Source organism: Leisingera sp. ABM4_060 (assembly GCF_056158765.1).
Genome location: NZ_JBSWTX010000001.1, coordinates 355,334 through 380,951 on the forward strand (window position 1 = coordinate 355,334; position 25,618 = coordinate 380,951).

The 25,618-nt window shown below is 64.6% G+C and carries 20 protein-coding genes, 1 pseudogene and 1 riboswitch; of the genes and pseudogenes, 17 read left to right on the plus strand and 4 right to left on the minus strand.

Translation table 11 applies throughout. The annotated features are described in order from the left end of the window. Positions 1-20 precede the first annotated feature (20 nt). Positions 21-1,520 carry an exodeoxyribonuclease VII large subunit gene (gene xseA, locus ACXAEH_RS01645; protein WP_475030755.1) on the plus strand — a complete coding sequence of 500 codons (1,500 nt, stop codon included), beginning with the start codon at positions 21-23 and terminating at the stop codon, positions 1,518-1,520. Positions 1,521-1,578: 58 nt separating this feature from the next. Here xseA and ACXAEH_RS01650 read toward each other — a convergent pair. Next, positions 1,579-1,980 (minus strand): annotated as a pseudogene (locus tag ACXAEH_RS01650) (hypothetical protein); the annotation flags it as partial. Positions 1,981-2,133: 153 nt separating this feature from the next. Here ACXAEH_RS01650 and ftsY point away from each other — a divergent pair. From ftsY to ACXAEH_RS01665, 3 genes are all read left to right on the plus strand, one after another. Then, entirely contained in the window at positions 2,134-3,276 is a 1,143-nt protein-coding gene (gene ftsY, locus ACXAEH_RS01655; protein ID WP_475030756.1) for a signal recognition particle-docking protein FtsY, read from the plus strand. Between the two features lie 75 nt (positions 3,277-3,351). Further along, positions 3,352-4,254 (plus strand): EamA family transporter, encoded by a 903-nt coding sequence (locus ACXAEH_RS01660; protein WP_475030757.1) that lies wholly within the window; start codon positions 3,352-3,354, stop codon positions 4,252-4,254. A 29-nt stretch (positions 4,255-4,283) separates the two neighbouring features. Continuing rightward, positions 4,284-4,895, plus strand: coding sequence for an inner membrane-spanning protein YciB (locus ACXAEH_RS01665; protein ID WP_475030758.1), 612 nt, complete (start codon positions 4,284-4,286; stop codon positions 4,893-4,895). Positions 4,896-5,120: 225 nt separating this feature from the next. Here ACXAEH_RS01665 and ACXAEH_RS01670 read toward each other — a convergent pair whose 3' ends face one another. Then, positions 5,121-5,804: a glutathione S-transferase N-terminal domain-containing protein gene (locus ACXAEH_RS01670; protein WP_475030759.1), complete on the minus strand. Its 684-nt coding sequence runs from the start codon at positions 5,802-5,804 to the stop codon at positions 5,121-5,123. 142 nt (positions 5,805-5,946) lie between these two features. Next, positions 5,947-6,024, plus strand: a riboswitch (SAM riboswitch). A 60-nt stretch (positions 6,025-6,084) separates the two neighbouring features. Between ACXAEH_RS01670 and metZ the strand changes: the two genes are divergently transcribed. Next, the gene (gene metZ, locus ACXAEH_RS01675) at positions 6,085-7,275 is read left to right on the plus strand and encodes an O-succinylhomoserine sulfhydrylase (RefSeq protein ID WP_475030760.1); all 1,191 of its coding nucleotides are present in this window, start codon (positions 6,085-6,087) and stop codon (positions 7,273-7,275) included. 106 nt (positions 7,276-7,381) lie between these two features. On the opposite strand, the gene ACXAEH_RS01680 is transcribed toward metZ, so the two are convergent. Beyond that, the gene (locus tag ACXAEH_RS01680) at positions 7,382-8,632 is read right to left on the minus strand and encodes a M24 family metallopeptidase (RefSeq protein WP_475030761.1); all 1,251 of its coding nucleotides are present in this window, start codon (positions 8,630-8,632) and stop codon (positions 7,382-7,384) included. After that, positions 8,629-9,417, minus strand: a complete 789-nt coding sequence (locus tag ACXAEH_RS01685; protein WP_475030762.1) for a HalD/BesD family halogenase — start codon at positions 9,415-9,417, stop codon at positions 8,629-8,631. Before ACXAEH_RS01685 ends, ACXAEH_RS01680 begins: the two co-directional genes overlap by 4 nt. A gap of 113 nt (positions 9,418-9,530) precedes the next feature. Between ACXAEH_RS01685 and ACXAEH_RS01690 the strand changes: the two genes are divergently transcribed. The 12 genes from ACXAEH_RS01690 (at position 9,531) to ACXAEH_RS01745 (ending at position 25,577) form a co-directional block, all read left to right on the plus strand. After that, positions 9,531-10,382, plus strand: a complete 852-nt coding sequence (locus ACXAEH_RS01690) for a LysR family transcriptional regulator (RefSeq protein WP_475030763.1) — start codon at positions 9,531-9,533, stop codon at positions 10,380-10,382. A gap of 113 nt (positions 10,383-10,495) precedes the next feature. Continuing rightward, positions 10,496-11,599: a GTP cyclohydrolase FolE2 gene (gene folE2, locus ACXAEH_RS01695; RefSeq protein WP_475030764.1), complete on the plus strand. Its 1,104-nt coding sequence runs from the start codon at positions 10,496-10,498 to the stop codon at positions 11,597-11,599. Between the two features lie 296 nt (positions 11,600-11,895). Continuing rightward, complete coding sequence (locus ACXAEH_RS01700; protein WP_475030765.1) at positions 11,896-12,672, plus strand: hypothetical protein; 777 nt, start codon at positions 11,896-11,898, stop codon at positions 12,670-12,672. Between the two features lie 47 nt (positions 12,673-12,719). Then, the gene (locus ACXAEH_RS01705) at positions 12,720-14,168 is read left to right on the plus strand and encodes a TrkH family potassium uptake protein (RefSeq protein WP_475030766.1); all 1,449 of its coding nucleotides are present in this window, start codon (positions 12,720-12,722) and stop codon (positions 14,166-14,168) included. A gap of 362 nt (positions 14,169-14,530) precedes the next feature. Beyond that, complete coding sequence (locus tag ACXAEH_RS01710) at positions 14,531-15,769, plus strand: aspartate kinase (RefSeq protein WP_475030767.1); 1,239 nt, start codon at positions 14,531-14,533, stop codon at positions 15,767-15,769. A 267-nt stretch (positions 15,770-16,036) separates the two neighbouring features. Then, complete coding sequence (gene ptsP, locus ACXAEH_RS01715) at positions 16,037-18,277, plus strand: phosphoenolpyruvate--protein phosphotransferase (RefSeq protein ID WP_475030768.1); 2,241 nt, start codon at positions 16,037-16,039, stop codon at positions 18,275-18,277. A 164-nt stretch (positions 18,278-18,441) separates the two neighbouring features. Then, positions 18,442-20,736, plus strand: a complete 2,295-nt coding sequence (locus ACXAEH_RS01720) for a bifunctional salicylyl-CoA 5-hydroxylase/oxidoreductase (RefSeq protein ID WP_475030769.1) — start codon at positions 18,442-18,444, stop codon at positions 20,734-20,736. After that, on the plus strand, positions 20,733-21,458 hold the full coding sequence (locus tag ACXAEH_RS01725) for an SDR family NAD(P)-dependent oxidoreductase (RefSeq protein ID WP_475030770.1): 726 nt from the start codon (positions 20,733-20,735) through the stop codon (positions 21,456-21,458). Before ACXAEH_RS01720 ends, ACXAEH_RS01725 begins: the two co-directional genes overlap by 4 nt. Then, positions 21,455-21,907, plus strand: coding sequence for a MarR family winged helix-turn-helix transcriptional regulator (locus ACXAEH_RS01730; protein ID WP_475030771.1), 453 nt, complete (start codon positions 21,455-21,457; stop codon positions 21,905-21,907). The genes ACXAEH_RS01725 and ACXAEH_RS01730 overlap by 4 nt, the downstream gene beginning before the upstream one ends. Next, positions 21,904-22,710, plus strand: a complete 807-nt coding sequence (locus tag ACXAEH_RS01735) for an enoyl-CoA hydratase family protein (RefSeq protein WP_475030772.1) — start codon at positions 21,904-21,906, stop codon at positions 22,708-22,710. Before ACXAEH_RS01730 ends, ACXAEH_RS01735 begins: the two co-directional genes overlap by 4 nt. A 91-nt stretch (positions 22,711-22,801) precedes the next feature. Beyond that, positions 22,802-23,962 carry an acyl-CoA dehydrogenase family protein gene (locus tag ACXAEH_RS01740; RefSeq protein ID WP_475030773.1) on the plus strand — a complete coding sequence of 387 codons (1,161 nt, stop codon included), beginning with the start codon at positions 22,802-22,804 and terminating at the stop codon, positions 23,960-23,962. Position 23,963: 1 nt separating this feature from the next. Then, positions 23,964-25,577: an AMP-binding protein gene (locus ACXAEH_RS01745; protein WP_475030774.1), complete on the plus strand. Its 1,614-nt coding sequence runs from the start codon at positions 23,964-23,966 to the stop codon at positions 25,575-25,577. Positions 25,578-25,618 lie beyond the last annotated feature (41 nt).

Below are 25,618 nucleotides of genomic sequence, written 5' to 3' on the forward strand. Positions count from 1 at the left end.
CCGCAGGAGAGCAGCCCCCGATGTCCGACCTGTTTGACGACCCTCAGCCCGGGCAGAACGCGCCCGAATTCACCGTTTCGGAAATTTCCGGCGAAGTGAAACGCACGCTGGAGGGCACCTTTGGCCGCATCCGGGTGAAGGGCGAGGTGGGGCGCGTGTTCAAGGCGCGTTCCGGGCATCTCTACTATGACATCAAGGATGACCGCTCTGTGCTGGCCTGCACCACCTGGAAGGGGCAGGTCAGCGGCTTGTCAGTGGTGCCCGAGGAAGGGCTGGAAGTGGTGGTCACCGGCCGCCTGACGGCCTTTGGCGCCCAGTCCAAATACAACATGAACGTGGATGAGGTCGCGGTTGCCGGCCAGGGCGCGCTGATGGCGCTCTTGGAAAAGCGCAAGAAACAGCTGCAGGCCGAGGGGCTGTTTGCGCCTGAACGCAAGCAGCCGCTGCCCTATTTGCCGCAGATCATCGGCGTGGTGACCTCTCCCTCCGGTGCGGTGATCCGCGATATCCTGCACCGGCTGCGCGACCGCTTCCCGCGCAAGGTGCTGGTCTGGCCGGTCGCCGTGCAGGGGAAAACTTGCGCGCCCGAAGTGGCCCGCGCCATCGACGGCTTCAACCACCTGACGCCGGGCGGCGCGCTGCCGCGGCCCGATCTGATCATCGTCGCCCGCGGCGGCGGCTCGATCGAGGATTTGTGGGGCTTCAACGAGGAGATCGTGGCGCGGGCGGCGGCGGCCTCGCAGATCCCGCTGATTTCGGCGGTGGGGCATGAGACCGATACCACGCTGATCGATTTCGTCTCCGACCGCCGCGCACCAACCCCGACCGCGGCAGCGGAACTGGCGGTGCCGGTGCGGCTGGAGCTGATGGCCTGGGCAGAAAACCAGGGCGCGCGGCTGGCCCGTGCGGCGGGCCAGGCGGTGCAGCTCAGGCGCCAGCGGCTGGGTGATCTGTCGCGGGCGCTGCCGAAGCCCGACACGCTCCTGGAAACTCCGCGCCAGCGGCTTGACCGGATCTCCGACCGCCTGCCCAATGCGCTGATTTCGGGCGTGCAGCGCCGCCGCCTGCGGCTCAGCGAAACCGCGGCTTCCTTGCGCCCGGCCACTCTGCGCACATTGGTGCAATCGCGCGGCGACCGGCTGAAAAACCTCTCTTCCCGCCTCAGCCTGCGCCCCATCGAACGCGAGATGGCGGCCCGCAAGGACGCGCTTACCCGGCTGGCGCAGAGATTGGACGCGGCGCAGACCCAGCGCCTTGCCCAGCAGCGTCAAAGCCTTGCCGCCGCAGGCCGCCAGCTGGACATCCTGAGCTACAAGGCAACGCTGCAGCGCGGCTATGCGGTGGTGCGGTCGGGTGAAGAGATCCTCACCACCCGGGCTGCCGCTGCCGAAACCGGCCCGCTGCAAATCGAATTCGCCGATGGCACCTTGGATCTCGGCGCCCCCGAAGCCGCGCCCGCCGCCAAGAAGACAGCCCCTAAACCGCCGGGCAGCGGCGGCAGCCAGGGCTCGCTGTTCTAAGCGGCCGTCTGCGGCTTCTTTCTGGTCCTAAATACTCACTGCGCGACAGCCGCCTCAGAACTCCGGCGTCCGGGCCATAGCACAGCATCTCCTCGCCGATCTCCTCGGCCTCGTACAGTTCGGTGGCGGCGGGGTCGTTTTCAAACCGGGCGGTCAGCCCGCCCGGCGTCAGATCGAAGCTCCAGCATTGCGGATCGTCGCGGTCTTGATAGAGGAAACAGATCTGGCCCGCGTCCTCGTACCAGCTGCCTTCCTGGCATTTGCCGTCCAGGAAGGACCAGATCACCCGCCGCCCGGGCAGGTAACGCTCGACCCCGTACAGGGCGCCGCCAAAACCGTAAAACAGCGTGCGCCCTTGCGTGTAGCGGTCGAATTGCTCGCCGGTGAGCGGCGCGCCGGCCGCCGCCGGCGCGGGCAGGGCCAGCAGCCCAAGAAGGGGAATCGTCAGTATCAGGCGCATGGTGCCATTGTGCCAGAGCGCCCGGCCTGCGGCCAAGCCCGAAGGCGGCCTGCATTTTTTGCGGCCGCAAGGGCGCCGGTGCTTTGCACTTGGGGCAAATCCGCATTAGGTGGGGGGCAAACCCCAGTGCCAACCTTCTGCGCGGAGACCAAGATGGCGTTTTTCTCAAAGCTCAAGGAGCGGCTGTTCAAATCCTCGTCGAAGCTCGAGAAGGGGCTCGACGCAATTGTCGAGGATGGCGCGGACGCGGAAGCGCAAACCGCTGCGGCAGAACCGCCCGCGGCCCCGGCGGCGCCGGAGCCTGCCGTGCCGGAGCCCGCAGCGGAGGCGGATCCAGCCCCGGCGCCGCAGCCTGCGCCTGTGGCCAAGCCTGCGCCCGCTCCCCAGCCAGCCCCGGAGCCGGAGAAAAAGCCCGGTCTCCTGGGACGCCTGATCGGCCGTGGCACGGCTGCCGAGCCGCGCCGGGCGCTGGATGACGACATGCTGGAGCAGCTGGAGGAGCTGCTGATCGCCGCCGACATGGGGGTGGACACGGCGCTGCGCGTCACTGCCAACCTGGCCGAGGGACGGATGGGCAAACGGGTCTCCAGCCGCGAGATCAAGGAGCTCCTGGCGCAGGAAGTCGCGCGCATCATGGAGCCGGTGGCGAAGCCCTTGCCGGTCTATGCCAAGCGCCCGCAGGTGGTGCTGGTTGTTGGCGTCAACGGCTCAGGCAAGACCACCACCATCGGCAAGCTGGCCAGCCAGTTCAAGGGCGCGGGCAAGAAGGTGGTGATTGCCGCCGGCGACACCTTCCGCGCCGCTGCGGTTGAGCAGCTGCAGGTCTGGGGCGACCGCGCGGGCGTGCCGGTGCTGACCGCGCCGGAAGGCTCCGACCCGGCCTCGCTGGCCTTTGATGCGATGACGAAAGCGCAGGAGGATGGCGCCGACCTTCTGATGATCGACACCGCGGGCCGTTTGCAGAACCGCGCCGACCTGATGGAGGAGCTGGCCAAGATCGTCCGCGTGATCCGCAAGAAGGACGAGACCGCGCCGCACAACACCCTGCTGGTGCTGGACGCCACCACCGGCCAGAACGCGCTGAGCCAGGTTGGCACCTTCCAGCAGCTGGCGGATGTTTCGGGGCTGGTGATGACCAAGCTCGACGGCACCGCCAAGGGCGGCGTGCTGGTGGCGCTGGCCGACAAGTTCGGCCTGCCGATCCACGCCATCGGCGTCGGCGAGCAGATCGACGATCTGGCGCCGTTTGACCCGGAAGAATTTGCGGCAGCGCTGACCGGTCTGGAGAAAATCTGAGGCCAGCTTCTTTCTGGTTCAAAATACCTCCGGGGGTCCGGGGGCAGCGCCCCCGGCTGAGCAAAGGCATTTGATTTGAGCGATTGGCTGATCTCCCTGGAAGGCACCGAGGCCGGGCATCAGGCGGCGCTGTTTCTGGCCATCTGGGCGGCCTTTCTGCACGCGGTCTTCGGCGCATTGCAGAAGGGGCGGCATGACCCCTGGCTGTCGCGCGGGGCGATCGACTTTTCCTATTGCGTGATGGCGGCACCCTTTGCGCTGTTCGTGGTGCCCTGGCCGGAGCCGCATATGTGGCTGATCTTCGGTATCGCCTGGATCATCCACGTTTTCTACAAGCTGTTCCAGGCGATGGCCTATACCAAGGGCAGCTACACGGTGGTCTACCCGGTGGTGCGCGGCACCGGGCCTCTGTTCACGGTGATCGGCTCCTTCTTCCTGTTCGGCGAGGTGTTCACACCGGTGCAATGGCTGGGGGTGGCGGTGCTGCTGGCCGGGATATTCGGCCTCGCGGCCTATAACTTTGTCTTCCTGGAAAGCAACCGCGACACCTTCGGGGTTGCGCTGCTGTTTGCCTTCATCACCGGGTTGTTTGTGGCCGCTTACACCACATATGACGCCTATGGCATCCGTGCGACAGCGGATCCCTTCACCTTCCTGGCCTGGTTTTTCATGATCGACGGGCTGGTGTTCCCGGTCATTGCGCTGGCCCGGTGGCGGCGGATGGCACAGCCGCCTGCGCCCGGGCCCTTGATGCTGAAGGGGGTCTTTGGCGGGCTGGTGGCCTTTGCCTCCTTTGGCGCCATCATGCTGGCGACGCGGCTGGACAAGGTGGGCGAAGCGGCAGTGCTGCGGGAGACCTCCACCGTCTTTGCCGCGCTGATCGGCTGGCTGGTGCTGAAAGAAACCGTCGGCCCCCGCCGCATTGCCTTGATGGCTTTGATCGCGCTGGGCGCCGTGATAGTGGAAATGGGCGGCTGAGCCCGCGCGAAATGCAGACCGGAGGCCCGATGACGGCGAAGAAGATCAACCCGACCCTCAAGATGGTGCTGGAGTTCGGCCCCATCGTGCTGTTTTTCATCGGCTATCTGAAGCTGAAGGACGGGATCTTCCTGATCGGCGGCAGCGAATACAAGGGCTTCATCGTCATCACCGCCGCCTTCATCCCGCTGATGGTGGCCTCGACGCTGGCCTTGTGGAAACTGACCGGGCATCTGTCGAAGATGCAGTTTGCGACGCTGGTGATGGTGGTGCTGTTCGGCGGCATGTCAGTCTGGTTCAACGACGACCGTTTCATCAAGATGAAGCCGACGATGCTTTATGTGCTGTTCGGCGGGCTTTTGGGTATTGGCCTCCTGCGCGGGCAGAGCTGGCTCAAGGTGGTGATGGAAGAGGTGATGCCGCTCAAGCAGGAGGGCTGGATGATCCTGACCCGCAGGCTGTGCGGTTTCTTCTTTGGCCTGGCGCTGGCAAATGAGCTGATCTGGCGCACCCAGAGCACCGACACCTGGGTTTACTTCAAGACCTTCGGCCTGCCGGTTGCGATGTTTGCCTTTTTCATGTTCCAGGGGCAGCTGTTCCAGAAATACGGCGTGGAAGAAGAAGCCGGCCCTGCGGAGTAAGCCCGCGGCGTTCCACAGGAAAGCAAGGGCTCCCGCGCCTTTGCCTCTCATCATGGATGAGAGAAAAAGCCTTGGGCCCGGCAGCCCGCCTGCGGCGGGCTGCGTTCCCGCTTCTTTCTGGTCCCGGGCTCCGCCCGTTCGCGCCTGAAACGCTCCCCCGGAGCGTTTCCACGACGGCGCTCACCCCATCGCCATAGGCACGGCGCCCGATGGCGCCGTATTCCGTCACTTGCCAAACAGCACCTGCTGCGCCTTGCTGTCCGAGCGGTCCGCCCGCAGGTCCGCATGCAGCCCCCGGCCCGCAACCACGCCAGGACGGGACCACATCAGCTCCAGCCAGCGGGCCAGATGCGGCTTGTCCTCCAGCGTCTGCTGCTGGCCTTCCCACAGCGACGCCCAGGGCCAGATGGCCATATCGGCAATCGTATAGTCCGGCCCTGCCACGTATTCATTCTCTGCCAGCTGCCGGTCCAGTACCCCATAAAGGCGGGCAACCTCACCCCGGTAGCGGTCCTGGGCATAGGGGATCTCTTCCGGTGCGTATTTCAGGAAGTGATGCGCCTGGCCGGCCATCGGCCCAACCCCGCCCATCTGCCACATCAGCCATTGGTCCACCATCAGCCGGGCGCGTTCGTCCGCCCCATAGAACCGCTTGGTCTTGCGGGCGAGATACTGCAGGATGGCGCCGCTTTCGAACAGCGAAACAGGCGCGCCGCCGGGGCCGTCAGGGTCAGTGACCGCAGGCATCCGGTTGTTGGGGGAAAGTTTCAGAAACTCCGGCGCGAACTGGTCCCCCTTGCCGATATCGATCAGGGTGACCTCGTAAGGCAGGCCCATTTCCTCCAGGGCAATGGAGATCTTCCAGCCGTTGGGGGTGGGCCAGTAGTAAAGGTGAACCGGGTCTTGCATCTGCGGCCTCCGCTGCGGTTTGCGCCAAGAGGACCACAGGGACCGGGCTGCCGGCAAGGGGGCTGGCGGAACACATGCGTGTGACGGGGCAGGCGCGGACAAGCCGCGGCTTGACCAAATCCCGATGCGGGCGTAAAGGCAATCCACTACCTGTGGCGATTTGTAACCGGATTGCGGGCCACGTTAAACAAGCCGCTAAAGAGGTCAGGACGAGAAGGACTCCCTTTCGCTTGGCCGGACGGGAGTTTTTTTATGCGCCGCGGGCGCGAGGAGACCGAAGATGAGCGATACCTGGAGAAAGCGCACCAAGCTGGTCCATGGCGGCACCCGCCGCAGCCAGTACAATGAGGTGAGCGAGGCGATTTTCCTGACCCAGGGCTTTGTCTATGAGAACGCAGAGCAGGCTGAAGCCCGCTTTATTCAGACCGGCCCGGATGAGTTCATCTATGCCCGTTACGGAAACCCGACCGTGGCGATGTTCGAACAGCGCATCGCGGCGCTGGAAGGCGCCGAGGACGCCTTTGCCACCGCCTCCGGCATGGCGGCGGTCAATGGCGCGCTGACCTCGCTCCTGAAGGCAGGCGACCATGTGGTCTCGGCCAAGGCGCTGTTCGGCTCCTGTCTGTATATCCTGGAAAACATCCTGGCCCGGTTCGGCGTCGAGGTCACCTTTGTCGACGGCACCGACCTGGACCAGTGGCGCGCCGCCATGCGTCCGGACACCAAGGCGGTGTTCTTTGAATCGATGTCGAACCCGACGCTGGAAGTGATCGACATTCAGGCAGTCTCTGAGATCGCCCATTCGGTTGGCGCCACCGTAGTGATCGACAATGTGTTCTCGACCCCGGTGTTCTCCAAGGCGATCGAGCAGGGCGCCGATGTGGTGATCTATTCCGCCACCAAGCACATTGATGGCCAGGGCCGGGCGCTGGGCGGGGTGGTGCTGGGCACCAAGGATTTCATCCGCGGCACGCTGGAGCCTTACATGAAGCACACCGGGGGCAGCTTGAGCCCGTTCAATGCCTGGGTGATGCTGAAGGGCATGGAGACCATGACCCTGCGGGTCAATGCCCAGGCCGACAGCGCCTTGAAGATTGCCGAAACTCTGGAAGGCCACCCGACGCTGGAACGGCTGATCTACCCGGGCCTGCCGGGCCACGCGCAGAACGCGCTGGTGCAGACCCAGCTGGACGGCAAGGGCGGCACCGTGTTCTCGCTGGATCTGAAAGGCGGCAAGGAGGCGGCGTTCAAGTTCCTCAATGCAATGACCATTCCGGTGATCTCCAACAACCTGGGCGACGCCAAATCTATTGCCACCCACCCGGCGACCACCACCCACCAGCGCCTGAGCGACGAGCAGAAGGACGAGCTGGGCATCACCCCGGGCCTGGTGCGTTTCTCGGTCGGCCTGGAAGATGCCGACGATCTGATCGCCGACCTGACCGCGGCGCTGGAGGCCGCGCAAGCCTGAGAAACCGCCGGAAAGCTGCTTCTTTCTGGTCTGAAATACTCTCGGGGGTGAATTGAGCCGGAGGCTCAAGAGGGGGCAGACAGCCCCCTCTCTTTGTTTCGGGGGATCACATCTCCCAGGGGAAACTGTCCAGCCGCACTGGCCCGTCCGCGGTGACCAGCACTTGGGTTTCCAGCTTGACTGACTCGGATCCCTCCTCGCCGATCAGGCTTTCGATGCAGATCACCATGTTCTCCTCGAACCGGCCGCCATGGGCGCCGTCGAAGTCCACATGCAAAGGCACCACCGGCCATTCATCCGCCATGCCGACGCCATGGGCCGCCAGTGAGTAGCGGTAGGGCTGGTAGGGTTCCGGAATCTGCCAGCTTTTGGCGTTGAATTCCGCGAAACTCAGGCCCGGCTGCAACAGGGCCATGTTGTGGCCGATCTGCTGCCGCGCCGCCGCATACAGCCGCTTTTGCGTGTCGTTCATCGGCACATAGCCGCAGGTCCAGCTGCGCGACAGGTCCGCACAATAGCCGTAGGGGCCGATCATGTCGGTATCAAAGGAAATCATCTCTCCCTCGCGGCATTCGCGGGCGGAGCATTCCTTGTACCAGGGATTGGTGTTGGGGCCGCAGGTGAGCAGCTTGGTTTCCAGCCATTCGCCGCCTGAACGGGCGTTCTCGAAATGCAGATGCGCCCAGAGCTCCTGTTCGGTCACACCCGGAACCGAATGCTCGTAGATCCGCGCCATGCCCGCCTCGCAGACGCGGATGGTCCAGCGCATCAGCTCAATTTCATCGGCGGATTTGATGGCGCGGGCGGTCTCGGTGATCTGGCCGCCGTCGAGGATCTGGAGCCCAAGTTCCGACAGGGCGTGCACGCCTTCCGGCTCCATCCGGTCGACGCCGAGGCGCATGTTGCCGCCGCCGTATTGCTTGACCAGACCGGCGATCTCGGCGGCCCAGGGGGTGAGGCGGTCTGTGGCCTTGTCGCCGGCGCACATGAACATCCAGCCGATGGCTTTGCGGATTTCGTCCACCCCCGGCAGGCCGTCGTTCAGATGCTCGCAGCCCTTGAATTCGAACATGATGCCGGGGCCGCCGTTCAGGATCAGCGCATAGCGGATCGGATTGTGGGCGGTCCAGATCGACATGTTGGAGCAGTCAAACGCATAGCGGATGTTGACCGGATCATAGAGCAAGAGCCCCGCCACATCCTGACGCGCCATCTCATCGCGCAGCCGTTGCAGGCGGAAGGCGCGGGCGCGGTCCAGAACGTCCTGGCCCAGTGGTGATTTAAGCGGTTTGTCGGCGCCTTCCGCGTTGAGGAAGGTGCGTTTGCGTTCGTCCTTGAATACAGCCAGCTCAGTCATGCCGCACGCCCGTAGAAGCCGATCTGCTCTTCGGCAGAAAACATCACGCCGGGGCGGTCGTAGAAGGAGAACACCGCAATCACCCGGTGCCTGTCGCCTTTGACAGTGCCCACCCGGTGCGGCGAGTTCTTGCCGCGGAAGATGTTCAGGGTGCCGGGCGACAGGGTCACCGCGCGCATGTTGGGGTCCTTGCCGTTCAACAGCCGTTCGACGCCGTCGTAGTTCGGGTCATCGTCGCTGCGCAGCTCAGGACTGTAAATGAACTCGCCGCCCTGATCCGGCGCCTGCAGCAGCATGGTGGTGGTGAATTCGGAGCGGTCGAAATGCCAGTTCAGCGCCTGCTCCTCGCCGTAGGACATCACGTTCACCCGTGCCAGCGGGTCCTGCATGATGTAAAGCTGTTCCTTGCCCATGGTGGCGGCCAGGAAGGCGACAAAGGGCGGCCATTCATAAAGCTGCAGGACGGGGGAGCCCGCGAACTGGTCGGCGCAGAGCGTCAGGTTCGAGGTCTTGAACCGCTGCAGGGCAGGGTGGTCCGGGGCGAGGCCGTCGATTGCGTCCTTGAAATAGATGTTGTGCTCGCGCTCGTGGCGGAAGCTTTCGGTTTCGAACTTGGGTTTCAGCGCATCTGCGGCGCCTTGGGCCACCTCTGCCTTCATCAGCCCGTCGAGGCTGAACATGCCGTCCGCTGCCAATTCGGCGCGGCAGCGGTCCACCAGCGCCTGCCATTCGGGGCTGCCGGGGCGGTCGAGGGGGTAGCGCTCCAGATCCAGAATATCGTGCATTTTGTTGTCCTTGGTTTTGCCTCGGGTCTTCTTGGAAAACCTGCGCGCTGGGCGATGTTCTGACCACTATAAAATATCTTGGCGAGCATAAGAAAATCTTGCAGTGTGCGGGTATGAAACTGCCCCCCTTGAATGCCCTGCGCGCCTTTGAATGTGCTGCCCGGACCGGGAGTTTTTCGGCTGCGGGGGAGGAGATGGGGGTGAGTTCGGCGGCGGTGTCGATGCAGGTGAAGAACCTGGAGGACTGGCTGGGGCTGAAGCTGTTCACCCGCCGCGCCAATCAGGTGCGGCTGACCGATGCGGGGCGCGATTATTACCAGAAGGCGGCTATGGCGCTGGCGGAGATTGCCAGTTTCACCCAGGCGCTGGCTGAGGGCGGCAAGCGGCGGCCGCTGGTGATCTCGGCAACGCCGGCGCTGGCGCAGCTGTGGCTGCCGGATAGGCTGAAAGCCTTTGCGGCTGAGCGGCCTGACGTGCCGGTGCAGCTCAGGATCGAGGATGACACCATCGAGCTGGAAGCGGCAGGGATCGACGCGCGGCTGTCTTATGGCGGCGAGCATCCGGACTACCGTACACAGGAGCTGTTCACCGATCAGCTGGTGCCGGTGGGAAGCGAACCCGGGGCCGATCTACAGACGGCGCCGCTGGTAGAGGTGAACTGGGGCGCGACAATTACCTCGGTTCCCGGCTGGCGGCAGTATTTCGTGCAGCACGGTATCGCGCGCGAGGACCCCGCGGCGGCTGTCGCGCCATCGGTGCCATCCGCCGTGTCGCTGGTGCAGGCGGGGCTGGGGGTTGCCCTGCTGCCGGAGCAGGTGGTGTCCGGGGAACTGAGGGCCGGCAGGCTGCACCGGCTGGCGGGGCCTGCGCTGGAGATGCCGCGGCCCTATGTGCTGATCACGGCGCACTACAAGTCGCGCTCGCGGCGTCTGAGAGCGCTTGCAGAGGCGCTGGGGGTCCGTTAAGGGGCGAATCCTGCCGCATATGGCGGATCCGTTTTGAATTTTGCCGCGTAACAGTATATGGGAAAGGCCTGCCGGACCCTATATGGGGCCCGTATGACTTGGGGGAAACGCTGATGAACATTCACACCCGCGATGCCGCAGAGGCTCCGGACCGCGAGGCTGCGGCCGCCGCGCTGGATGTGCTGCGGGCCTGGGCCGGCACTGTGACCGAAACCGAGATTGCCCAGCTGGACCCGGCGGTGGCGCGGCTGCTGCCCGGCCGCGAGGTGGGCAATTACCCGGATTTGTCGCGGCATTACCCAGAGGATTTCAAGTCGGACGAGGCCTATCGCGCCACGCTGCCCGACCTGCAGAACGGGCCGACAAGCCTGATCCGCGGTGCGCAGGAGCAGATCCAGCATGTGGGGATCTCGAACTTCCGGCTGCCGATCCGCTTTCACACCCGCGACGACGGTGACCTGACGCTGGAAACCAGCGTGACCGGCACCGTGTCATTGGATGCGGGCAAGAAGGGCATCAACATGTCCCGGATCATGCGCACCTTCTATAAACACGCGGAGCGGACCTTCAGCTATGAAGTGATGGCGGCGGCGCTGGATGATTACCTGAGCGATCTGGACAGCCCGGATGCGCGAATCCAGATGCGGTTCTCTTTCCCGGCGCGGGTGGAGAGCCTGCGCTCCGGCCTCAGCGGCTACCAGTATTATGACATCGCGCTGGAACTGGTGGACCATGACGGCGTGCGTGAGAAGATCATGCATCTGGACTATGTCTATTCCTCGACCTGCCCGTGCTCGCTGGAGCTGTCGGAACACGCGCGTCAGGCGCGCGGCCAGCTGGCGACGCCGCATTCGCAGCGCTCGGTTGCGCGGATTTCGGTGCAGGCGGTGCCGGGCGGGGCCAAGCTGTGGTTCGAGGACCTGATCGACCTGTGCCGCCGCGCGGTGCCGACCGAGACCCAGGTTATGGTGAAGCGCGAGGATGAGCAGGCCTTTGCTGAGCTCAACGCGGCGAACCCGATCTTTGTCGAGGATGCGGCGCGGCTGTTCTGCGAGGCGCTGCAAGGCGATGCGCGGATCGGCGACTTCCGGGTGGTGGCGAGCCATCAGGAAAGCCTGCACAGCCATGATGCGGTGAGTGTGCTGACGCAAGGGCCGCTGTTCAAGGCGATGAGCCTGGACCCCAAGCTGTTCTCAACCCTGATTCATCAAGGGTGACTGAAACGGGCAGGGCTGCCTGAATTCCGGGCAGGCCTCCGTTTGAGCTGCGGCAATTGCTGCATTGCCGCAGGTTTTACGCTGCTGTGCAGAATCGCATGTTAGCCTGCTGGGCGAATCCCTTGGGAAGTCTTTCCGGGGGAGGAGGGAGCTTGTGCGCAGGTGTCTGCATTTGACGGCCCGTTTTCCGCTGCATCCGGCCCTCAGGGCTGCCGGCGCCTGCTCCCTGTCAATCTTGCCCGGACAATGCAGCAGGCATCCGGGGCAAGGCCAGTGCAGGACCTAAGGAGTATCAGATGACGAGCTTTCACCAGATGGCCGGGCTGACGGCCAGGGCGCATGAATGGGCGGGATTTGCGGCAGGCCTGCAGCTGAGGCTGTGGCGGCAGGCGGCAGAGGCCGTGCTGCAAACGCCATATGAGCAGATGCGTCTGGCGCAGTCCTTGGCGGAGGCGCAGCGGCGGCTGCTGGGGGCGGCTGTTCCGGCGGCTGCGGAAGAACCCGCGCAGCAGGAGGCTCCCGAAGCGGAGGCCAAGGCGGCGCCGCGGGACAAGGCTACGGCCCGGAATACGGCAGCGGCCAAGGCTGCCGCCAAGAAACCCGCGGCGCGCAAACCGGCGCCCCGCAAACCTGCTGCGCGCAAGGCGCCGGCCCGTGCGGCTGCAAAACCGGCAGCGCAGGCTGCTCCGGTCAAGGCGGCCCGTCCGGCGGCGGCTCCGGCAGCCCCGCAACCCGCGGCGCCCGCCAAGGAGGCCGCCAAGCCCGCAAAGCCTGCCCAGGCGGCAGGGCAGCCTGCACCGCAGCAGGGCGCAGCAGCCGGGAATGCGGCGGGGGAAAAGCCTGCGGAGTTCCGGGGGGCTTCTGCGCGCCGGGCGGAAACGGCCAGGCCGGCAACTGCCCGGGAGACGCAGGCGGCGAAACCTGCTGCGGCCAAGGCGCCTGTGCAGGAAACGTCCGCAAAGGGTAAGCCGGACGGGAAACCGGAGGTTGCCTCCAAACGTCCGCGCAAACCCTCAAGCCCGCCGCAGATGCCCGCGCGCAACGCTGCCGGCACCAGCAGCAGCGGGGACTGATCCCGCAGGCTTGACACTTGCGGCGCGCAGGGCCAACGCTGCGCCGCATGTTGGATCTCCGTCCGGTTGGATATGTCATCGGCCTTTTGGTCGTCATTCTGGGAGCGATGATGCTGTTCCCGCTGCTGGTCGATCTGCTGGATGGCCGCGGCGAATGGCATGTGTTCCTGGAAAGCGCGGTGTTTACCATTCTGGTGGGCGGGCTGCTGGCCCTGAGCTGCGCCAATGGCGTCAAGGAAGGGCTGAGCATCCGCCAGACCTTCCTTCTGACCACCACCGTCTGGCTGGCGCTGCCCTTGTTCGGGGCGATCCCCCTGATGCTGGGGGCGACCGAGCTGCGCTTTGTCGATGCGTTTTTTGAGGCGATGTCGGGGCTGACCACAACCGGGTCCACGGTGATCTCGGGGCTGGATGATCTGCCGCGCGGGCTGTTGTTGTGGCGCGGCATCCTGCAGTGGCTGGGCGGCATCGGCATCATTGTTGTTGCGATGGTGTTCCTGCCTGAGCTGCGGGTCGGCGGGATGCAGATCTTTAAGTCCGAAAGCTTTGATACTTTTGGGAAAATCCTGCCGCGCGCGCAGGCGATCGCCAAGCAGATCTCGCTGATCTACGTGTCGCTGACGATGGCCTGCATGCTGGTTTACATGGTGATGGGCATGGGGCCGTTTGACGGGCTTGTGCATGCGATGACCACCATCGCCACCGGCGGCTTTGCCAATTACGACGCCTCCTTCGGGGCCTTTTCCGGACCGGTGGAATATGCGGCTGCGGTTTTCATGATCCTCGCGGCACTGCCGTTCGTGCGCTATGTGCAGCTGATCAACGGCCATGGCACGCCGATGCTGCGGGACAGCCAGATCCGCGGCTTCATGCTGACGCTGGGGCTGCTGGTCGCCACCGCGGCGGGGGTGCTGTATTACGCGCAGTCGCATGGGGCGGAGGCCTCTGTCCGCTCGGCGCTGTTCAATATCACCTCGATCATGTCGGGCACCGGCTATGCCAGTGCCGATTACATGCAGTGGGGCAGCTTCCTGGTGATGATCTTCTTCTTCACCGGGCTGATCGGCGGCTGTGCGGGCTCGACCGCCTGTTCGGTGAAGATCTTCCGCTACCAGCTGCTGTTTGCCTCGATCCGCGGCCAGATCCAGCGGATCCGCTCGCCGCATGGGGTGTTCATCACGCGCTATGAAGGGCGGCCGGTGGATGCCGAGGTGCTGAGCTCGGTGATTTCCTTCTTCATGTTCTTCATCGTGACCTTGGGCATGGTGGCCTGGGCGCTGGCGCTGACCGGGCTGGACTTCATCACCGCAGTCTCGGGAGCGGCAACGGCGGTGGCCAATATCGGCCCCGGGCTGGGTGAGACCATCGGGCCTGCGGGCAACTTCTCGACACTGAACGATCCGGCGAAATGGATCCTGAGCGCGGCGATGCTGATCGGGCGGCTGGAGCTGATGGCGGTTTACGCGATCCTGACAGTAAGGTTCTGGCGCGGCTGAGCTGGTTCCTGGTCCGCCTGCTCCAAGGGTCAGGTCATCGCGTTTGCGGGGGTAGCCGAATTCCTGCGAGGAATTCGGCCCGGTTTCCGGCGCGGAAACCGGGGGCTGCCCCCGGGCGAAGGCTGCAGTCTGAGACCGCCGGAAATCCTCGCAGGATTTCTGGACGGAATTCGCGTTCGAATTCCGTTTGCCCCAAAGCTCATCGCCTTGCTCCGAGGGCCGGGCGCTGCTCTGACCGCAAGGGAGGAGGGGGAATTCCGGGCGGCGCCTTGTATTGCTACAATACGCGGACTTGCCCTTGGGGGGCGGCTCGCCTATGAGGCACAGGATCGAAACCCGCAAGGCAGGGAGACCCGTTCCATATGCCCGTACTTGTGATGAAATTCGGCGGCACATCCGTCGCCAACCTGGACCGCATCCGCCGCGCCGCCAAACGCGTCGGCGTTGAGGTGGCCAAGGGATATGACGTGATCGTCATCGTGTCGGCCATGTCCGGCAAGACCAATGAGCTGGTGGGCTGGGTCGACGAGACCTCGCCGCTGTATGACGCGCGCGAATATGACGCAGTGGTGTCCTCGGGCGAGAATGTAACCGCCGGCCTGATGGCGCTGACGCTGCAGGAGATGGATGTGCCTGCCCGCAGCTGGCAGGGCTGGCAGGTGCCGCTCAAGACCTCTTCGGCGCACAGCCAGGCCCGGATCGAGGAGATCCCGCCGGAGAACATCCGCGCCAAGTTTGCCGAGGGCATGAAGGTGGCTGTGGTGGCCGGCTTCCAGGGGATCAGCCCGGAAGGCCGGATCACCACCTTGGGCCGGGGCGGTTCGGACACCACTGCGGTGGCCTTTGCCGCGGCGTTCGAGGCTGAGCGCTGTGATATCTACACCGATGTGGACGGGGTTTATACCACCGACCCGCGGATTTGCGACAAGGCGCGCAAGCTGGATAAGATCGCCTTTGAAGAAATGCTGGAGCTGGCCTCGCTGGGGGCCAAAGTCCTGCAAACCCGCTCTGTTGAACTGGCAATGCGCTATAAGGTGAAGCTGCGCGTGCTGTCGAGTTTTGAGGAACAGTCCGACGAGGCCGGAACCCTGGTCTGCGACGAGGAGGAAATCATGGAATCCAATGTTGTGGCCGGTGTGGCCTATTCCCGTGACGAAGCCAAGCTGACCGTGCAGTCGGTGGCCGACCGCCCCGGCATCGCGGCGACCATCTTTACCGCGCTCAGCGACGCGGGCGTGAATGTGGACATGATCGTGCAGGACGTCTCTGAGGACGGCCGCACCGACATGACCTTCTCTTGCCCGACGGACCAGGTGGCGCGTGCCGAGCAGGCGCTGCTGGGTATCAAGGAGCAGGGCGAGCTGAACTACGCCGAGCTGCTGGCCGACAAGGATGTGGCCAAGGTTTCGGTGGTCGGCATCGGCATGCGGTCGCAGTCGGGCGTGGCGGCCAAGATGTTCAAGGTGCTGTCGGATGAGGGCATCAACATCAAGGTGATCACCACCTCGGAAATCAAGATCTCGGTGCTGATCGACCGCAAGTACATGGAGCTGGCGGTGCAGGCGCTGCATGATGCGTTCGAACTGGACAAGGCCGCGTAAGCGCTTTTCTGAAAACAGTTTTCCGATTGTTGCAAAGGCGCCGTTCGGGCGCCTTTGTTGTGTGTGCCGGGCCGCTGGCGGTAATCTGCCCAAAACCCCGGCGGTCCGCCATGATTGCAGGCAATGCTGCAAAAACACTTGGACTTTTCCCGCCGGGGTGGGACAAGTGGGTGAGGAGAGAGCGCTGGCGCACTACTCTGGGCGGAATCCGCCCCGGAGGCTGACGGGGCGGCAGCGTACAGGGACTATGCCCGGGAGAGGGTGGCAATGGCTGACACGACGGAATCCGAAAGCAGGAAGCTTCTGGTTCGCTTGCGGGAGGCGATGGCGGGCGATGATGCCGGCCAGGCGCGGCTCGACAAGATCACCCATCTGATCGCCGACAGCATGGGGACCGAGGTGTGCTCAGTCTATCTGTTCCGCGACGAGGAGACGCTGGAGCTGTGTGCGACCCAGGGCCTGAACCGCGAATCGGTGCACCAGACCCGGATGCGCATCGGCGAGGGCCTGGTGGGCCGGGTGGCGAAATACGGCAAGGTGGTGAACACCCCGGATGCGCCGCACGCCAAAGGGTTCCGCTATATGCCTGAAACGGGGGAGGAGCGGTTTTCCTCTTTCCTCGGCGTGCCGGTGCAGCGGCTGGGCGAGATGCTGGGCGTTTTGGTGGTGCAGTCCAAGGAAGCGCGGGAGTTTTCCGCCGATGCGGTCTATGCGCTGGAAGTGGTGGCGATGGTGATCGCCGAGATGACCGAGCTGGGCGCCTTTGTCGGCGAGGGCGCGGCGCTGTCGCCGCTGCACCAGCAGGCGGTTCTGATCCATGGCGGCTCGGCCCAGGAGGGGGCCGCCGAGGGTCACGTCTGGCTGCATGAGCCGCGGGTGATCGTAACCAATCCGATTGCCGACGACCCGCAGCGCGAGCTGGAACGGCTGAACGCTGCGGTTGAGGAGCTGCGGGTTGGTGTCGACAAGATGCTGGAAGTCTCGCGCAACGGCGACAAGGAGCAGCTGCAGGTTCTGGAGGCCTACCGGATGTTTGCCAATTCCAAGGGCTGGATGCGGCGGATGGAAGAGGACATCGCCCGCGGCCTGAGCGCCGAGGCGGCGGTGGAGAAGGAACAGTCCCAGGCCCGCGCCCGGATGAGCCAGGTGCAGGATGCCTATCTGCGCGAACGTCTTAGCGATCTGGACGACCTGTCGAACCGGCTGCTGCGGATTTTGACCGGGCAGGGGACCTCAACCGGGGCGGAGCTGCCGGAAAACCCGATCCTGATTGCCCGCAACATCGGCCCCGGCGACCTGCTGGAATACGGCCGCAGCTTGCGCGGGATTGTGCTGGAGGAGGGCTCGGTCGGCTCCCATGCGGCGATTGTGGCGCGGGCGCTGGCGATTCCGCTGGTGGTGCATGCCAAGCGCATCACCACCGAGGCGCTGAACGGCGACCACATCATGGTGGATGGCGATCAGGGCGTGGTGCATCTGCGCCCGGACGAAACCGTGGTGGGCGCCTTCCGCGACAAGATTGCGATGCATGCGCAGGCGCAGGAGCGCTATGCCTCGATCCGCAATACACCTGCGGTGACTACCGACGGGCAGCACATCAACATGGTGATGAATGCCGGCCTGATGGCGGATCTGCCGTCGCTGGACGGCTCCGGCGCCGAAGGGGTGGGGCTGTTTCGCACCGAACTGCAGTTCCTGGTGCGCAACCAGATGCCGAAGCGCTCGGAGCTGGTGGCGCTGTACAAGCGGGTGCTGGACGCGGCGCACGGCAAGCCGGTGGTGTTCCGCACGCTGGACATCGGCTCGGACAAGGTGCTGCCCTATATGACGCCGACGGATGAGCCGAACCCGGCCTTGGGCTGGCGGGCGATCCGGGTGGGGCTGGACAAGCCCGGGGTGATGCGGATGCAGCTGCAGGCGCTGCTGCGCGCCGCAGAGGGCCGGCCGCTGTCGATCATGTTTCCCTTTGTCGCCCAGTTTGAAGAATACCGCGCTGCCAAGGCCGAGGTCGACAAGACCATCGAGCGCGAGCGCATCCTGGGCCATGTGCTGCCGTCCGAGTTGAAGGTCGGAGCCATGCTGGAGACGCCCTCGCTGGCCTATGCGCCGCAGAAGTTCTTTGACGAGGTGAGCTTCATCTCCATCGGCGGCAACGACCTGAAGCAGTTCTTCTTTGCCGCTGACCGTGAGAATGAACGGGTGCGCCGCCGCTATGATACGCTGAACGTCAGCTTTCTGAGCTTCATTGAACGGATTGTGGAGCGCTGCGCGATCTCCGGCACGCCGCTGAGCTTTTGCGGCGAGGATGCGGGGCGCCCGGTCGAGGCGGTCTGTCTGGCGGCGATGGGTATCCGTACGCTGTCGATGCGCCCGGCCTCGATCGGGCCGGTGAAATCGCTGCTGCTGCGGGTGGACCTGGGCGAGCTGCGCAAGATCATTTCCGACGCCCGCCACCGCGGCGACCAGGCGGTGCGGCCTGCGGTGATGCAATACCTGCGCGCGCTCTGACGCGCGGCCATTTGCGGACTTCAAGACTTGATGGCGGCCGCTGGTGCAGTGCCGCTGAGGGTCGTTTTGCCAGTTTGCTTCAAGCTTAAAACTTTAGGCTTGAAGTTTTTGCTGCCCCGCTTATCCTGAACCCAGAGACGTGCGCAAAGCGGGAGAGGATGATCATGAAAATCGCCTGTCTGGGAGGCGGGCCTGCGGGCCTCTACTTTGCAATCTCGATGAAGCTGCGCCAGCCGGAGGCCGAGGTCACGGTGATCGAGCGCAACAAAGCGGATGATACATTCGGCTGGGGCGTGGTGTTGTCGGATGACGCGCTGGAAAACCTGAGCGCCAATGACCCGCAAAGCGCCGCGGCGATCCGGGATCATTTCGCCTATTGGGACGACATTGCCGTTGTCCATAACGGCACCCGCACGGTGTCGGGCGGCCATGGGTTTGCCGGGATCGGGCGCAAGCAGATGCTGCTGCTGCTGCAGGACCGGGCGCGCGAGCTGGGCGTGGACCTGCAGTTCGAAACGGTGGCGAAACCCGCGGCGGAGTATCAGCAGGACTATGAACTTGTGGTCGGCTGCGACGGGCTGAATTCCAGTGTCCGTAATGAGTTCGCGGAACATTTCAAACCGGAAATCGACGTGCGGCCCTGCAAGTTCATCTGGCTGGGGACGCATCAGAAGTTTAACGACGCCTTCACCTTCATCTTTGAGAAGACCCGGCACGGCTGGATGTGGATTCACGCCTATCAGTTCGACGCCGATACCGCGACGGTGATTGTGGAATGCTCTGCCGAGACCTGGGAGGCCTGGGGCTTTGAAGGCATGAGCAAGGAGGAGATCATCCGCACCTGCGAAGAGATTTTTGCGGATCATCTGGAGGGGCACGCGCTGATCTCCAACGCGGCGCATTTGCGCGGCGCGGCGGTGTGGATCAACTTCCCGCGGGTGCTGTGCGAGAAGTGGTACCACGAGAATGTGGTGCTGCTGGGCGATGCCTCGGCCAGCGCGCATTTCTCCATCGGGTCAGGGTCGCGGCTGGCGTTTGACAGCGCCATTGCGCTGGCGGAGCTGGTCAGCAGCGAGCCGACCCTGGAGCGCGCGTTTGAACGCTACCAGGAGGAACGGCGGCTGGATGTGCTGCGGCTGCAGTCAGCGGCGCGCAATTCCTTGGAGTGGTTTGAGGAAGTTGAGCGCTATCTGGATATGGACCCGGTGCAGTTCAATTACTCGCTGCTGACCCGGTCGCAGCGGATCAGCCACGAGAACCTGCGGCTGCGGGATGCGGAGTGGCTTGAGAGCGCGGAGAAGTGGTTTCAGGACAAGGCAGGCGCGCCCGCGGATGCACCGGTGCGGCCGCCGATGTTTGCGCCCTACGCCTTGCGCGGGATGGAGCTGAAGAACCGTGTCGTGGTCTCTCCCATGGCGCAGTACAAGGCGGTGGAGGGCTGCCCGACCGACTGGCATCTGATCCATTACGGCGAACGTGCCAAGGGCGGGGCGGGGCTGGTTTATACCGAGATGACCTGTGTGTCGGCTGAGGGGCGGATCACGCCGGGCTGCCCGGGGCTTTATGCACCGGAGCATGAGGCGGCCTGGCAGCGGCTGGTGGATTTTGTGCACGGCGAGACCAGTGCCAAGATCTGCTGTCAGATTGGACATTCGGGGCGCAAAGGCTCGACCCAGCTGGGCTGGGAGGAAATGGACGCGCCGCTGGCGGAGGGGAACTGGGAGACGGTTTCGGCCTCTGCCATCCCGTGGTCTGATAACAACCCGGCCCCGCGGGAGATTACGCGCGGTGAAATGGATCAAATTCGCGACGAATTTGTTGCATCAGCGCAAATGGCGGCGCGTGCCGGATTTGACATGATCGAACTTCATGCGGCGCATGGCTATCTGATTTCGTCCTTTATTTCGCCAAAATCGAACAATCGCACCGATGCGTACGGCGGTTCCTTGGAAAACCGCCTGCGCTATCCCTTGGAGGTGTTCCGGGCCATGCGCGCGGTCTGGCCGGAAGACAAACCGATGTCGGTGCGGATCTCTGCCAGCGATTGGGTCGGCGATGAGGGTGTCACACCGGAGGAGGCGGTGGAGATCGCCAGAGCCTTCACCGCTGCCGGGGCGGATATTATCGACGTTTCCGCCGGGCAGACCTCGACGGACGCGCAGCCGGTCTATGGCCGGATGTTCCAGACCCCGTTTTCCGACCGCATCCGCAATGGGGCCGGGATTGCCACCATGGCGGTGGGCAATATCTATGAGGCGGATCACGCCAATTCGATCCTGATGGCGGGGCGGGCCGATCTGGTTTGCGTCGGGCGGCCGCATCTGGCGGATCCCTATTGGACGCTGCATGAGGCGGCGCGGATCGGTGACCGGCATGGCGGCTGGCCGCTGCCCTATCACGCGGGCCGCGATCAGGCCTGGCGCCTGGCGGACCGTGAGGCGGAGGTGATCCGGGCATGACACGCAGGGTTCTGGTCACAGGCGGCGGCACGGGGATCGGCAAGGCGATTGCGCATGCTTTTGCCGCGGACGGCTGCCATGTCACGATCGCCGGGCGCCGGCGGGAACCGCTGGAGGCGGCGGCGGAAGGGCTGGGGCTGGAGATCCGCACCGCCGATGTCACCGATGAGGCGCAGGTGCAGGCGCTGTTTGATGCGCCCTATGATGTGGTCATTGCCAATGCCGGCACCGGTGTGGCGGCGCGGATCGAGGATGTTGAGCTGGAGGATTGGCAGCGGACCCTGACCGTCAACATGACGGGCACTTTCCTGACCTTCCGGGCGGCCTTGCGGGCGGGGATGAAACCCGGCGGGCGGCTGATTGCCATCGCCTCCACCGCGTCTTTGCAGGGCGGGGCGCAGATCCCGGCCTATGCGGCCTCCAAACACGGGGTGCTGGGGCTGGTGCGCTCGGTGGCGCAAGACGTGGCTAAGCGCGGCATCACCTGCAACGCGGTCTGCCCCGGGTTTGTGGATACCGAGATGGCGGAGAGCGCGATCACCGGGCTGATGGCCCGGCAGGAGATTTCGCGGGAACAGGCGCTGAAGATGGTGGTTGGCGGCAACCCGATGCAGCGGCTGATCACGCCTGAGGAAGTGGCGGCCACGGCGGTGTTTCTGGCCTCCGAAGGCGCGGCTTCGGTCAATGGGCACGCAATGAGCGTGTCGGGAGGGGAAATTTGAGCACGACATCGAAAGACCGGCTGCGGCTGTGGCTGAAGGTGCTGAAGGCCACCAAGGCGGTGGAGAGCGAAGTGCGCGAGAACCTGCGCCGGGAGTTTGCAACCACGCTGCCGCGGTTTGACGTGATGGCGGCGCTGATGCAGCACGAAAAAGGCTTGAAGATGAGCGAGTTGTCGGGGGTTCTGAAAGTCTCCAACGGCAATGTGACCGGCATTGTCGAGCGGCTGGTCGAGGATGGCCATGTGCAGCGCGAGAAGGTCGAGGGCGACCGGCGCGCCAATCTGGTGCGGCTGACAGAGGCGGGCCGGATTGAGTTTTCACGTCAGGCGGAAGCGCATGAGGGCTGGATCGATGCAGCCTTTGACGGGCTGGCGGCGGATCAGGCGCAAGGCATTGCCGAAAGCCTGGATGCGGTGGTGCGGCGGCTGGAGAAAGGCGGCAAGGCATGAAGGTGAACCGGGAGCCTGAGCATTTTCTGTGCCGGATAGAGGATGGCATCGCGACTGTGTCCTTGGACCGGCCGGAGCGGAAGAACCCGCTGACGTTTGAGAGTTACGCGGAGCTGCGCGACTGGTTCCGCGATCTGCATTATGATGATGAGGTGAAGGCGGTGGTCTTCGCCTCCAACGGCGGCAATTTCTGCTCGGGCGGCGATGTGCATGACATTATCGGGCCGCTGGTTGGTATGAGCATGAAGGAGCTTTTGGCCTTCACCCGGATGACCGGCGATCTGGTCAAGGCGATGGTCAACTGCGGCAAGCCGGTGATTGCGGCGATTGACGGGGTCTGCGTTGGGGCGGGGGCGATCATCGCCATGGCCTCGGACATCCGGATTGCGACGCCGGAAGCGAAGACCGCGTTCCTGTTTACCCGGGTGGGGCTTGCGGGCTGCGACATGGGCGCTTGCGCGATCCTGCCGCGGATCATCGGCCAGGGACGGGCGGCGGAGCTTTTGTACACGGGCCGGTCGATGAGTGCTGAAGAGGGCCACGCTTGGGGCTTTCACAACACGCTGGTTGCGGCGGACGAGCTGGAAGCGGAGGCGCAGAGCTGGGCCGCGCGGATCGCGGCTGGTCCGAATTTTGGCCACATGATGACCAAGACCATGCTGGCGCAGGAATGGTCGATGTCGATCGAACAGGCGATCGAGGCCGAGGCCCAGGCGCAGGCGATCTGCATGCAGACGGCGGATTTCGAACGCGCCTACCATGCCTTTGTGAACAAGGAAAAGCCGCTGTTTGAAGGCGATTGAGTTGTGACACCGCTGGAACCTGCGCCAGAGGAGGGCGCGGGAGCCTCCGGCGGGAGTATTTTGGGAAAGATGAAACCGGGAGGGCCGCGCCATGGCGGACAGGACGTTTCTGAGCTGGCCGTTCTTCGAGGACCGGCATCGGGCGCTGGCAGAGGAGTTGGAGGCCTGGGCTGGGGCGCAGCTGGCGGGTATTGATCATGCGGACACCGATGCGGCCTGCCGGGCGCTGGTGGCCGCACTGGGCGAGGGCGGCTGGACGCGGCATTCCGGGGCGATGGCGGGGGAGCGGCTGGATGTGCGCAGCCTGTGCCTGATCCGCGAGACGCTGGCGCGCCATGACGGGCTGGCGGATTTTGCCTTTGCCATGCAGGGGCTGGGGACCGGGGCGGTTTCCTTGTTTGGCACTGAGGCGCAGCAGCAGGAGTGGCTGCCGCTGACCCGGGCGGGCAAGGCAATCTCGGCCTTTGCCCTGACCGAGCCGCAGTCGGGGTCGGATGTGGCGAATTCCACCATGTCGGCAACGCCCGATGGCGATCATTATGTGCTGAACGGTGAGAAGACCTGGATCTCCAATGGCGGCATTGCCGATGTCTACACGCTGTTTGCCCGCACCGGCGAGGCACCCGGGGCCAAGGGGCTGAGCGCCTTTGTGGTGCCCGCGGGCCTGCCCGGGTTCGAGGTGGCGGAGCGGCTGGAAACCATTGCGCCGCATCCGCTGGCCACCTTGCGGTTCACCGATTGCCGCATTCCGAAATCGGCCTTGCTGGGGCAGCCGGGGCAGGGTTTCAAGATTGCGATGTCGGTGCTGGATGTATTCCGCTCGACAGTGGCTGCCGCGGCTTTGGGCTTTGCCCGCCGGGCGCTGGACGAGTCTCTGGCGCGGGTGAGCACGCGGCAGGTGCAGGGGGCGCCGCTCATTGATCTGCAGATGGTGCAGGGGCATATCGCCGATATGGCGCTGGATGTGGATGCCTCGGCCTTGCTGGTTTACCGCGCCGCCTGGGCCAAGGATTCCGGTGCTGCGCGGGTCACCCGCGAGGCAGCGATGGCCAAGCTGTTTTCCACCGATCAGGCGCAAGCGGTGATCGACAAGGCGGTGCAGCTGCATGGCGGCGATGGCGTGCGCCGCGGCCAGAAGGTGGAGGAACTGTACCGCGATATTCGCGCCTTGCGTATTTATGAGGGCGCCTCGGACGTGCAGCGGGTGGTAATCGCGCGCCAGGCGCTGGGCGCCTTTCAGGGAGCGAATTGAGATGCTGGGACCAACCGCCCATGCGGACAGCTTTGCCCGCGATAACCTGCCGCCTGCGGATCAATGGCCCGAGTTTTTGCTGGAGGGGTTCGACTATCCCGAATACCTGAACGCCGCGGTGGAGCTGACCGATGCGATGGTGGAGAAGGGGTTCGGCGACCATACCGCGCTGATCGGCAACGGCCGCTACCGCACCTACAAGGAGCTGGCGGACTGGACCAACCGGCTGGCGCATGTGCTGAGCGAGGATCTGGGCGTGAAGCCGGGCAACCGGGTGCTGATCCGCTCCGCCAACAATCCGGCGATGGTCGCCTGCTGGCTGGCGGCAACCAAGGCGGGGGCAGTGGTGGTCAACACCATGCCGCTGCTGCGCAAGGGGGAGCTGGCCAAGATCGTCGACAAGGCGGAGATCTCGCACGCGCTATGCGACACCAGGCTGAAGGACGAACTGGTGGCCTGCGCCAAGGAATTGAAGTTCCTGAAGACCGTTGTGGGCTTTGACGGCACCTCCAACCATGACGCTGAGCTGGACCGGCTGGCGCTGGAGAAGCCGGTGGCCTATGAGGCGGTGAAGACCGGGCGCGATGATGTGGCGCTGCTGGGGTTTACCTCCGGCACCACCGGCTCGCCCAAGGCGACGATGCATTTCCACCGCGATTTGCTGATCATCGCCGACAGCTATGCGCGCGAAGTGCTGGATGTGCAGCCGGAGGACGTGTTTGTCGGCTCGCCGCCATTGGCCTTTACATTCGGCCTCGGCGGGCTGGCGATCTTTCCCCTGCGTTTTGGCGCGGCGGCGACGCTGTTGGAAAATGCCACGCCGCCGAACCTCATCGAGATCATCGAGAAATACAAGGCCACCGTCTGCTTTACCGCGCCGACGGCCTATCGCGTCATGCTGCGGGCGATGGAAGAAGGGGCGGATCTGTCGTCGCTCAGGGCGGCGGTGTCGGCGGGGGAGACCTTGCCCGCGCCGGTCTATGAGGAGTGGATGCAGAAAACCGGAAAACCGATGCTGGACGGGATTGGCGCCACCGAGATGCTGCATATCTTCATCACCAACCGGTTCAGCGACCACCGGCCCGCCTGTACCGGCAAGCCGGTGGGCGGCTATCAGGTCAAAGTGCTGGACCGCGACGGCAATGAGGCGCCCCGCGGCGAGGCCGGGCGGCTGGCGGTCAAAGGCCCGACGGGCTGCCGCTATCTGGCAGACGAGCGGCAGGCCGAATATGTGCGGGACGGCTGGAACGTCACCGGCGACAGTTTCATCCGGGATGCGGATGGCTACCTGCATTTTGCTGCGCGCAACGACGACATGATTGTTTCGGCCGGTTACAACATTGCAGGCCCCGAAGTGGAGGCGGCGCTGCTGTCGCATGAGGCAGTTGCGGAATGCGCTGTCGTCGGCGTGCGGGACGAGGCGCGAGGCGAGATCGTACAGGCGCATGTGGTACTGGCAGAGGGTCAGGTGCCGTCAGATGCGCTGGTGAAGCTGCTGCAAGACCATGTGAAGGCGGCGATTGCGCCCTACAAGTACCCCCGGTCGGTGGTCTTTACCGGCGCCCTGCCGAAAACCGAGACCGGCAAGATACAGCGGTTCCGGCTGAAGGGGTAGGCACGCTGGTTGCCGGAGGCCGCGGCAGCAGCGGCAACCGG

Coding starts and splice junctions, on each gene's coding strand:
- ptsP (WP_475030768.1), top strand. CDS start 16,037: ATGGCTGACACGACGGAATCCGAAAGCAGGAAGCTTCTGGTTCGCTTG.
- ACXAEH_RS01670 (WP_475030759.1), bottom strand. CDS start 5,804: ATGCAAGACCCGGTTCACCTTTACTACTGGCCCACCCCCAACGGCTGG.
- ACXAEH_RS01720 (WP_475030769.1), top strand. CDS start 18,442: ATGAAAATCGCCTGTCTGGGAGGCGGGCCTGCGGGCCTCTACTTTGCA.
- ACXAEH_RS01665 (WP_475030758.1), top strand. CDS start 4,284: ATGACGGCGAAGAAGATCAACCCGACCCTCAAGATGGTGCTGGAGTTC.
- xseA (WP_475030755.1), top strand. CDS start 21: ATGTCCGACCTGTTTGACGACCCTCAGCCCGGGCAGAACGCGCCCGAA.
- folE2 (WP_475030764.1), top strand. CDS start 10,496: ATGAACATTCACACCCGCGATGCCGCAGAGGCTCCGGACCGCGAGGCT.
- ACXAEH_RS01710 (WP_475030767.1), top strand. CDS start 14,531: ATGCCCGTACTTGTGATGAAATTCGGCGGCACATCCGTCGCCAACCTG.
- ACXAEH_RS01735 (WP_475030772.1), top strand. CDS start 21,904: ATGAAGGTGAACCGGGAGCCTGAGCATTTTCTGTGCCGGATAGAGGAT.
- ftsY (WP_475030756.1), top strand. CDS start 2,134: ATGGCGTTTTTCTCAAAGCTCAAGGAGCGGCTGTTCAAATCCTCGTCG.
- ACXAEH_RS01725 (WP_475030770.1), top strand. CDS start 20,733: ATGACACGCAGGGTTCTGGTCACAGGCGGCGGCACGGGGATCGGCAAG.
- ACXAEH_RS01740 (WP_475030773.1), top strand. CDS start 22,802: ATGGCGGACAGGACGTTTCTGAGCTGGCCGTTCTTCGAGGACCGGCAT.
- metZ (WP_475030760.1), top strand. CDS start 6,085: ATGAGCGATACCTGGAGAAAGCGCACCAAGCTGGTCCATGGCGGCACC.
- ACXAEH_RS01700 (WP_475030765.1), top strand. CDS start 11,896: ATGACGAGCTTTCACCAGATGGCCGGGCTGACGGCCAGGGCGCATGAA.
- ACXAEH_RS01705 (WP_475030766.1), top strand. CDS start 12,720: ATGTTGGATCTCCGTCCGGTTGGATATGTCATCGGCCTTTTGGTCGTC.
- ACXAEH_RS01745 (WP_475030774.1), top strand. CDS start 23,964: ATGCTGGGACCAACCGCCCATGCGGACAGCTTTGCCCGCGATAACCTG.
- ACXAEH_RS01680 (WP_475030761.1), bottom strand. CDS start 8,632: ATGACTGAGCTGGCTGTATTCAAGGACGAACGCAAACGCACCTTCCTC.
- ACXAEH_RS01685 (WP_475030762.1), bottom strand. CDS start 9,417: ATGCACGATATTCTGGATCTGGAGCGCTACCCCCTCGACCGCCCCGGC.
- ACXAEH_RS01690 (WP_475030763.1), top strand. CDS start 9,531: ATGAAACTGCCCCCCTTGAATGCCCTGCGCGCCTTTGAATGTGCTGCC.